Origin of the sequence: Nitrosomonas sp. Nm51 (assembly GCF_900111165.1) — a bacterium.
Lineage (GTDB): Bacteria > Pseudomonadota > Gammaproteobacteria > Burkholderiales > Nitrosomonadaceae > Nitrosomonas.
In genome coordinates this window covers 26318-35791 of the sequence record NZ_FOGH01000025.1, presented here as the reverse complement: position 1 = coordinate 35791, position 9474 = coordinate 26318, and the positions used below count along the sequence as shown (strand labels likewise).

General features: G+C 47.0%; 9 protein-coding genes. 1 reads left to right on the top strand and 8 read right to left on the bottom strand.

The window, feature by feature from the left end; genetic code table 11:
- Positions 1-252: 252 nt before the first annotated feature.
- From BMY60_RS09570 to queG, 8 genes are all read right to left on the bottom strand, one after another.
- Positions 253-1155, bottom strand: coding sequence for a PEP-CTERM sorting domain-containing protein (locus BMY60_RS09570; RefSeq protein WP_143057408.1), 903 nt, complete (start codon positions 1153-1155; stop codon positions 253-255).
- Between the two features lie 646 nt (positions 1156-1801).
- On the bottom strand, positions 1802-2605 hold the full coding sequence (locus BMY60_RS09565) for an endonuclease/exonuclease/phosphatase family protein (protein WP_090333209.1): 804 nt from the start codon (positions 2603-2605) through the stop codon (positions 1802-1804).
- 517 nt (positions 2606-3122) lie between these two features.
- Positions 3123-3503, bottom strand: a complete 381-nt coding sequence (locus tag BMY60_RS09560) for a VOC family protein (RefSeq protein ID WP_090333207.1) — start codon at positions 3501-3503, stop codon at positions 3123-3125.
- A gap of 324 nt (positions 3504-3827) precedes the next feature.
- The gene (locus BMY60_RS16675) at positions 3828-4181 is read right to left on the bottom strand and encodes a transposase (protein WP_090333206.1); all 354 of its coding nucleotides are present in this window, start codon (positions 4179-4181) and stop codon (positions 3828-3830) included.
- 266 nt (positions 4182-4447) lie between these two features.
- Positions 4448-5197 carry a DUF1194 domain-containing protein gene (locus BMY60_RS09545; protein WP_090333202.1) on the bottom strand — a complete coding sequence of 250 codons (750 nt, stop codon included), beginning with the start codon at positions 5195-5197 and terminating at the stop codon, positions 4448-4450.
- 505 nt (positions 5198-5702) lie between these two features.
- The gene (locus tag BMY60_RS09540; RefSeq protein ID WP_090333201.1) at positions 5703-6599 is read right to left on the bottom strand and encodes a D-hexose-6-phosphate mutarotase; all 897 of its coding nucleotides are present in this window, start codon (positions 6597-6599) and stop codon (positions 5703-5705) included.
- A 29-nt stretch (positions 6600-6628) separates the two neighbouring features.
- On the bottom strand, positions 6629-7843 hold the full coding sequence (purT, locus tag BMY60_RS09535; protein ID WP_090333215.1) for a formate-dependent phosphoribosylglycinamide formyltransferase: 1215 nt from the start codon (positions 7841-7843) through the stop codon (positions 6629-6631).
- A gap of 5 nt (positions 7844-7848) precedes the next feature.
- Complete coding sequence (gene queG / locus BMY60_RS09530) at positions 7849-8979, bottom strand: tRNA epoxyqueuosine(34) reductase QueG (protein WP_090333199.1); 1131 nt, start codon at positions 8977-8979, stop codon at positions 7849-7851.
- Between queG and tsaE the strand changes: the two genes are divergently transcribed.
- Complete coding sequence (tsaE, locus tag BMY60_RS09525) at positions 8974-9468, top strand: tRNA (adenosine(37)-N6)-threonylcarbamoyltransferase complex ATPase subunit type 1 TsaE (RefSeq protein ID WP_090333214.1); 495 nt, start codon at positions 8974-8976, stop codon at positions 9466-9468. The genes queG and tsaE overlap by 6 nt on opposite strands.
- Positions 9469-9474: the final 6 nt, after the last annotated feature.

Genomic DNA, 9474 nt, shown 5'->3' with positions numbered 1-9474 from the left:
GATTGAAATACCATCAGCGTAATGCAGCAACACTTGAGCCCTTTGGATTTCTCGCAACGGAGCCTTGCGGGCCTTGCTTATTTGTTCAAGTTTGCTCCGTTGACCGGCCGACAAAGACAATTCAGCGCGCTGTGTTTTTCGAGCCATGACACCCTCCTGGTTTTTATTTGAGAATAGCCTGAAAAAGACAACTTGTAAATATTTTATTGAAACACTATACTAGTTAATACATGTAAACAGATAGCCAGCTATTCAAACCGCGCGACGAAATATGATGCCCAGACCGGCAAGCCCCAGACCGAATATTGCAAGTACGGACGGCTCGGATACATAGTGTATAGAATCCGGTTTAAAGATAATCACAGGCGCAAAATTAGCGGGCTTCGAGTGATCAGGATTAACCGTACCGCTTGGATGATACCTGGTTAACTGGTTTGTTGGCGCATGCTGATTTATATCCGGATATATAGAATTCGGAATGGGACCAAAGAAGTTCTGTGGGTCAGATTCAGCAACTGATAAATTTTTGCCCGTATTACCTGGCAGCTTTGGGGTAGATATATTTGGCTGCCGTCTGTTGCCCGGCTTTTCGCTACTCACACCGGCATTCAACAAACTTTTCTTTGCAGTAACCGGAGCAATGTTTTGTTTGGAGCCACCGCTGGCACCAAAAGAACTATTGTTTGAAATCACCTGGCTGATATTATCAATAGCATCGCCAGGATCGTTTGTTGAAGCAAAACCAGTATCACCGAAGGTATCTAACCACCCCTGATCCGCAGAGCTTGTAACGATTTTTTTATTAAATTCACTATTGGAAAAAGTTTTTGGAGCTGGAGCAAAGTTTTGCAAGCGGCTGTGAGAATCCGCTGATGAAGTGGGCAGCACAGGTTTATCAATAAGCCGCTGATCTCCGCCAACCGGCCTTGTGGCAGCCGGAGTTCCGCCGTAGCCGCCTCCGCCACCATTATTTACATTAGGCGATCTGTACGGCAGACTATTACTTTTAGCAGGCGCGTTAACCCTTGCAACACTTGTGGAGCCATAATTTGAACTACTCATGCTCCATGTTTTGCTGCGAGCAAGCTGATCGTTTGTAGCAACAATCAGATTGCCGGTTTCATTGTTTGACACTGACCGCGCAGCAACAGCCATTTTTATCGGCGCAGTCAAATCGTCGGCAATATTGCGTTGTGTATCAACACCGACAGACCCGGATATTTCAATATTTACCGGCTGAACTGAATCATTCACCGGTATGACAATTGAGTTTTCAGTTTCATTGGAATCTCTTTCAACCGCATTGTCTGTCGATTGAATACCGGGTTTGCTAGCAGGTTTCAATGGCGCGGCTGAAGGTGGCGCGGTGTCGTCCAATCCTACAAAAAGCAAACAAACCGTTATTGCCAGCAAGCCGGCAGGCAATATTTTAAATAAACGTTTGTTGATCATAATAAATCTTCCTTGTGTATATACACATAAGTATTTATTACTTATAAAGCAAGTATTATGCCAACAAAGCTATATTATTGATAAACAATAGATAATTTTTAGGCCGTACAATTATATTGAGGATAATGTAAGAAATCTTGACATTATCGCGAATTTGTGATCAAAATTATGTAAAAAGCTTAAGCTGGGATTGAGCCACTACCGGTCAACAAACTCAAACGTTGATTCGCCATCATCCCGGTATTGAAATGATAATAGCTTGCTTGATCAATACAAAAACATGCAAAACGCCTTGACGTTTTTTCGGGTATCTGAAAACTTTTGTTGATGGTTCCGACTGCCAGACCGCTTAATCCCGTGAACGGTCAATCCTGAAGCTGGCCACAAAAGGCAGATGATCCGACACATCTGCTCTAAAAGCTTCCCGACCAATATCCATTGCCCAGTGCATGGGAAAAACACGAAGACTTCCACGGATATATTCAGTGCTGAAATTTCGACTTATAGCAAATCCATCCAGTAAATTCGCTCTTCCTTTGGGCAGGATGTGTGAAATTCCATCCTGCGAATCCCATGAGGATATAAAATCCATGAGATCATCACCGCCAAGGTGGTGAAAATTAGATACATCCTGACCAGGAATCATATTAAAGTCGCCCAGAAGCAAAATGTCTTCCCTGCTGGCTGCACGCTGCCGTGTGATATACGCGCCGATGATTTTGCACTGGTCATCCCTGAACTGCTGCTCTGCCTTGCCGCGCCCCGACTTCAGATGCACAGCAATTAACTGAAAATCAAATTTTCCAATTGTTACATTGGCTATATAAGCTTTACGTTTATCGGAAACACCCAAATCAGATCCATCCAGCAAACGGGGATTATCGACAACCACGCCATCTTTATACAGAAACCCGATTTTTAACCTGCTGGTTTGCGGAATGATCGAAGCATGGTAATCGATACCCTTTTTCAATAGCCGTTGCCGCAGATATTGCAGAGCGCTCTCGGGGTTGATTTCCACTAAAACCACTACTTCCGCGTCCAGCAGCCCAAGCCCCTCAGCCTGCCTGTCAAGCCGGTCATCGGTCAAACCGTGATAACCCGCCAGATTCCAGCAAGCAATCTTTGCCGTCGATTGAGTAAATGCAGCCATCAGTCATTCGATCCTGTGATGTTTCTTAAAGCAAACACCTTGATACCAAAATTAAATTTTACCTAATTCTCCACGCCAACCGAATCTGACTCCATGTATGTAGGCAGAACTTGAACTCTCCCTACACAGCCCATGTGTTAGTTGTCAGGCGCAAAGCAATATAGCGGTAAAGAAAACCTAAAAATTGCGCCGCGAAAATTTAACATGAGTCATTTTATTTCAGTAATACAGTTTGGGCGGACTCAGGACTGGCTAATTACAGAGGATAAGACCGAATAATCACTGCGGGTTTTCATCGTTTCGATCAAACCCGGCAATCCTGTTCCACCAAACCAGCAGACAATCAAGTAGGATTGCAACAATGGATCATGGTTTTATTATTCAATAGCGTATTGAAATTTATAGTAACAATTCCGGTTAAATCAGGCCTCTTCTTGTATGGCAATTAACAGAACAGCAGTGCGATTTGATGTTACAAATAATGGTCATTACACCAAAAAAATTACCGCCCGTCTGCTCAGAATTTTTCAGGATCATAAGGCGTTGGCTGCTTACTGACATCAGCCTGACGAATTATTTGCACCCGATAACCAAATGGGTCTCTGAAATCGCACTCAAAATCAGGATAAAACTTGAGATCCCATTTTTCGGCGCGCTCGCGAACGGCTTCAAGGTCATCCACCACAACACCCCAGTGGCCGTCCTTCGGCGTATCCGGATTAATGGATGAATCCTCGAATAACGCCAGAAAGTCAAACCGTCCGTTCAAATCCAGCATCGCTGCCTTGCCGCTCCGTTTCATAACGTTTACGCCCAATATATCTTTGTAAAACGCAATGGCTTTTTCCAGGTCGTTGACGTCCAGTGCAACATGATTGATTCCATAAACTTGTACCATAATTTTCGCGCTCCAGGAAAAGTATCAGTTACAAAAACATGTTATACAGTTTAACCGTTTGACTTATTTGTTGCCAATCGCGTAATTGTTCAGCGAATTTTATCTGTCAATCAGTCTCTGAGATAAAATTGGGCGATTTACCTGCGAAGAGTAGTGCGAGCGTTTCAGAAGCAGAAACATCATTAGAGCCCGCTAACGATACCAATTGAGCATGACGATTTTTCGGCAAAATAGCAGATGAGCAGATGCTCTGATTGATTTCACTTTTTTGTTGACAACAGGAACCCTCCAAAATAAGTCAGATTTTTGGTGCATATTGCACCATCACCTAGAAAAATGATAGATGCGGCGCATAGATTCCCACTTCTTTTCGAAGCTTCCCTTTTTCCCTATGGCGGCCATTATGCAGAAGTTGAAGTGATTCATAACGGCATGTGGCGTACGGGTTTGGCTTTTTATGCTGCCGGCTTCCTGCTTGATCTCTTTGAAACCGGCCCCGATTTTCCAGCGATCGCCATAGTATTCGATGATCTGCTCGATGGACAGATCAAGATCGGTGGTAAATACAGCGTGGTCAAAGAACGACGCGCAACCGAAAATCTTTTTGCCGATTTTTGGATTGATGAAATCATCCAAGGCCCCGATACACGCACAATCCTGATCGAGACGGGAGACCACAAACTCTCCGAGCCGGACAGCCTGCGTTGATTGGAATCGCTTTATCCGAACCGTTAGCCGCACTTCCTGCAAAACAAACACAGGCGGCGAATGCTGATCGGCACTGTTTGCATCTGAAAATGGTTAGCGTTAACAGGCAAGCGCATAACAATTCGGGGGCTGCATCTTTATCAGAAAATAAACATGCACCCCCGTTATTACAAAATTGAAATATAGAATGTGCGAAACCAGGATCTACCTCCGCACATTATCAGCCAACCGTGTAATTACCCTTCACCACGGTTGCGACGCAAAGCCGCGATTGAAAGTAATCCCAAAGTGAAAAGCGCCAGTGAAGCGGGCTCTGATACTGGGTTCGTTTGTGTTTCGATCCGCAGTTTTTGCTTAACGCCAGCTTCAAAAGCTGTAAAATCGGTTGCATGCAATGAAAAGCCATTACTGGTAATTACATTGTTGTTGTAGAAAGTATTGATACTGGTTGATCCAATCGTGATGCCGTTCACGGTAATCCCTGCTGCTTCCGCCGCATTGCGTGCAGCCTGGGTGGAGAATGCATTTGAAGTACCGTCTCCCGAAACATCCATGATCAGATTGGTGCTTTCAAAACCGTTATCTGCAAGTAACGTACTGCTTGACTTATTCATACCGTCAAAAATGTCTGTTAGTCCATTACCGGGACGGGCAAAGTTATCAAGCGTATCGGCAAACGCGTTTATACTGGCGACAGAATTCAACAAGGTGTAGGAATCCAGACTGGTGGTAAACGCACTTGATGCAAAAAATACCGCGTTTACGGCAATTGCGCCATGCGTGCCATTGAGAATATTGCTTTGAACTGCAGAATCACGGAAGGCATTGGCATAGCCATCCATCATCAGATTGTATTCACTGGTATCTACACTGCCTGAAATATCAATAACCAGCGATAATTCCGAATCTACAAGTACAGCTGAAGCAAATGAAGAACTCAATAACAATGGTATTGACGCCAGGGCACTTTTAGTTGTTTTTTTCATAATTATATTACCTCTTTTTATAGTTTTAAAAATTCAGTTTTACTGATCGTACAAAGTACAATCAAACCTAAGCAAAAACCATGCCTATTTAATTTAACTATAAAAATCAATAATATAATAAAACAAAAATTTTTCCTGCAAGTAAGCCGTAAGAAAAAACGACACCTGAATATGAAAACGGCAATAAAATCAAGCGTCGCGATACAATCAGAATTCAGTGACTGCTTTAGGTCGCTTTGAAGCGGTTTATGATTAACTCCGCAGATTGTCTGACCGGCTATGTTTAACCAATAATTACGCAGTTTAATTTACGGACCCAGAAAATAGTGGAAAAATTTCCGTACTGCCTTATTGTTTTTATAAATCCCGTCAGTTCCAAATCACCGAACTCTTCACCAGCAAACACATCAGCGTCATTTTCAACAATCAGTTGCCTGTGTAAATTGTCCTTTTCACTTATGCCTTACTTCTTTCATCTGATAATTCCGCTATTGCCCGGAGTCTTTTACATTACCCGATAATCCGCCAGCAGTCTGAATTCTTCTCCCGGCGCAATCCCGATTACGTCATTGGCCGCATTCGTGGCTTCAACGCAAATAAACCGGCGGTAGTCGGCGTCTTCAAGATCGGCCATTTCTTTTGAAATTTTTTCCCAGGGATTCCACACCACGGCGGTTTTGTTCCCTTGCGAAAGAATCTGGATACAGCGGTCAAGCGCTTTGTCGTCGATGATCAGGGTGTTACTGACATGCCGATAAATGCGGTCGACTTCGGCAGCGATGGTGACTTCGCCCGCCTGCTTTTTTTCTATGCTGTTATCGATCTTGTCGATATAGGGACAATTCTGCAGTCCGAGCACGCTGGTTTGGCTGATGTCGCCGATATTAAAATACGTATGAAATCCTTGAGTGATGCTGAATAAGTCGGCACCGGTATTACGTGTAATCAACGTCAGGTTGAGCGAATCTCCGATGACGATTTCCTGGGTCAGCCTGAATGCATGCGGCCAGATGTCCATGGTCTCAGACGTATCCGACAATCCGAGCGTCACTTTGACAGCGTCATTCGTAAGGGCTTGCGTATTGATCACATTCCAGACACGATTGCGCACAAAGCCATGGCCCGGACGCCCCCTGCCTTCCGGATCAGGTCCGAACCACGGCCAGCAAATCGGCACGCCGCCTTTAATCGCCTTGCCATCCTGATAATAAGCCCTGGCGCTTAAAAACAACAAATCCTCTTGACCTGCGGGCTGATACGACAACACCTGCCCGGCGTGTATGGAAATGAGCGCATTGGCTTTGGGCGTGCTGATCCGGATCATGGTCAATCCCCCGTCGCCTTCGATAAATTCAACTGATCCTGCGATGCCGTGCTCGGCGCTGAGTTGTGCAATATTCATTATCTGCTTCCTGTTGATCTGTTTTTGGTTTATGGATTCATAGTGGGCGTGACTTTGCCGGCGGCCAGTTTAGCACGCGTGCGGGCTTCATCGGTATCGCTGCCGTTTGCAAGTGCGACGCCCATGCGCCGGCGTTTGAATGCTTCGGGTTTGCCAAACAGCCGCAAATCGCTTTGCGGCACGTACAGCGCTTCCCGCACTCCTCCAAACGCAACGCCTTTTGCTTCCATACCGCCATAAATTACAGCGCTGGCGCCGGGTGCCTGCAGCGTGACATCGACCGGCAGGCCCAGAATGGCGCGCGCGTGCAGCTCGAATTCGTTCTGGACCTGACTGCATAGCGTGACCAGGCCGGTATCATGCGGGCGCGGACTGACTTCGCTGAACCAGACAGCATCGTCCTTTACGAACAACTCCACACCAAAGACACCAAGCCCACCGAGATTGCCGGTGATTTCTTTTGCAAAGTCGTGTGCGCGTTGCAACGCGATCGGCGACATCGTCTGAGGCTGCCAGCTTTCGACATAATCACCGTGCACCTGCTTATGCCCGATCGGCTCGCAGAAATGCGTAACAGTTTCCTTTTCCGCATTTCTTGCACGCACCGTCAATTGCGTGATTTCGTAGTCGAACTGAATCACGCCCTCAACAATCACCCGTCCCTGATCGACACGCCCGCCGCTCGCGGCATAACGCCATGCTGCCTCGACTTCTGCAACGGAATCCACTTTGGACTGGCCTTTGCCCGATGACGACATGACGGGCTTGACGATGCAGGGGTAGCCGATATTTTCGTCAATCGCGGTCTTGAGTTCATCCAAACTGTCGGCAAACACATACGGCGATGTGGGCAGCTGCAGGGTTTCTGCCGCCAGACGGCGGATGCCTTCGCGGTTCATCGTCAATTGTGCGGCACGCGCAGTCGGGATAACGGTTGCCAGCCCGTCATGTTCAATCTGCGCAAGCATGTCAGTCGCGATGGCTTCAATTTCAGGCACAATGATATGCGGCTTTTCCTGTTCAACCAGCGCGCGCAGCACCTGATCGTCGGCCATGTTTATCACATGCGCGCGATGCGCAACCTGGTGACCAGGGGCATTCGCATACCGATCAACGGCGATGGTTTCAACGCCCAGCCGTTGCAAGGCGATAATTACTTCCTTGCCCAGTTCGCCGCTGCCAAGCAGCATGACCCGGGTCGCATTCGGGCTCAATGGCGTGCCCAGTATTAATGCCTGATCCATAATCATTACTCCGTTTCGGTTTTTTTTATATGCTGTTGCGCAAGCGCCCACTGCACATGTTCGCGCACCATGGCGGACGGATCGTCCAGCCTTGCCCGCAGCGCGTTTATAATAGTCTCGGAATACGGTGCATTGCCAAGCCCCACCGCGATATTACGCAGCCATTGCTGATAACCGATACGGCGAATCGGATTGCCCGCAAGCCTGGCTTCGAACGCTTCCTGATGCCACTGGAATAATTCCACCAGCGTGACATTATCCAGACCATGGCGCACATGAAAATCCGCTTCATCGGTCACATGTGCAAACTTGTTCCAGGGACATACCAGTTGACAGTCATCGCAGCCGTAAATACGGTTGCCGATCAATGGCCGCAGCGATTCGGGAATACTGCTTTTCAGCTCAATCGTCAAGTAAGAAATACACCGGCGCGCATCCACTTCAAATGGCGCGACAATGGCTTGAGTAGGGCAGATATCAATGCACTTGGTGCAACTGCCGCAAAAACTTCCTTTGGTGCCAATCGGCGCATCGACTGGTAATAACAGGTCTGTATAGATTTCGCCGAGAAAAAAATACGAACCGGCCTGCCGCGAAAGCAGCAACGTATGTTTGCCGCGCCAACCAAGACCGGATTTCTGTGCCCATTCAACTTCCATGACGGGCGCGCTGTCGGAAAAAACTCGGTAATTAAACGATCCGATCGCCTCCTGAATTTTTTCGGCCAGTTTTTGCATGCGCGAACGCAGCACCTTGTGATAGTCCCGTCCAAGCGCATAACGGGAGATAAACGCCTTTTCGCCCTGGTTGATTACAGCCCAGCTGTCCGCCGTGCCCGGCGGATAATAATTCATGCGCACGGCAATAACCCGCTGCGTACCAGGCACCAGTTCTGCAGGACGGATACGTTTGATGCCGTGTTTTGCCATATAATCCATCTCACCGTGATTTCCGTTTTCAAGCCATGCAAACATACCCGCTTCCGCTTCTGACATGTCGGCTTGTGCATCAGAGATGCGCACAGCCTGAAAACCAAGCTCACTGCCCCACGTCTTGATCTCTGACGCCAGACGGGCAAAATCCAGTTTGCAATCGGACGAATTGTTATAGGAGGTTTTCTGTTGCGCCGTATCCATGATTCCAACTCAAAATCAAATTCTTCATTTTACCTTGCCGATGAGGCAGCGACATTGGCTATCGGAAAAAAAATAGCTGCCATTATCAAGCCAGATCTGGTTATTTTCCTGAACGGAGACCTGGGTGCCGGGAAAACTACGCTGGTACGCGGCATTTTACATGGACTCGGCTATCAGCATACGGTCAAAAGTCCAACGTATAATTTAGTTGAAATCTATAAAATTTCTAGGTTATACTTTTATCACTTTGATTTATATCGATTCAACGATCCTTATGAATGGGAAGAGGCAGGGTTCCGGGATTATTTCAACACTGGTTCAGTCTGCCTGATTGAGTGGCCGGAAAAGGCAGCTGGTTTACTGCCCGCAGCCGATTTGCGGATTGATATTCAAATACTCGAATCCGGCCGGAATATCATCATTCACGCTGATACGGAAGCAGGAGAACAATGTTTGCAACATTGGCCAGATACAGAATTCCCGCATTGACGGCGG

Excerpts from the sequence above, each read along its gene's own strand:
- BMY60_RS09540 (WP_090333201.1), bottom strand. The coding sequence starts at position 6,599 with ATGAATATTGCACAACTCAGCGCCGAGCACGGCATCGCAGGATCAGTT.
- BMY60_RS09560 (WP_090333207.1), bottom strand. The coding sequence starts at position 3,503 with ATGGTACAAGTTTATGGAATCAATCATGTTGCACTGGACGTCAACGAC.
- BMY60_RS09570 (WP_143057408.1), bottom strand. The coding sequence starts at position 1,155 with ATGGCTGTTGCTGCGCGGTCAGTGTCAAACAATGAAACCGGCAATCTG.
- purT (WP_090333215.1), bottom strand. The coding sequence starts at position 7,843 with ATGGATCAGGCATTAATACTGGGCACGCCATTGAGCCCGAATGCGACC.
- BMY60_RS09545 (WP_090333202.1), bottom strand. The coding sequence starts at position 5,197 with ATGAAAAAAACAACTAAAAGTGCCCTGGCGTCAATACCATTGTTATTG.
- BMY60_RS09565 (WP_090333209.1), bottom strand. The coding sequence starts at position 2,605 with ATGGCTGCATTTACTCAATCGACGGCAAAGATTGCTTGCTGGAATCTG.
- queG (WP_090333199.1), bottom strand. The coding sequence starts at position 8,979 with ATGGATACGGCGCAACAGAAAACCTCCTATAACAATTCGTCCGATTGC.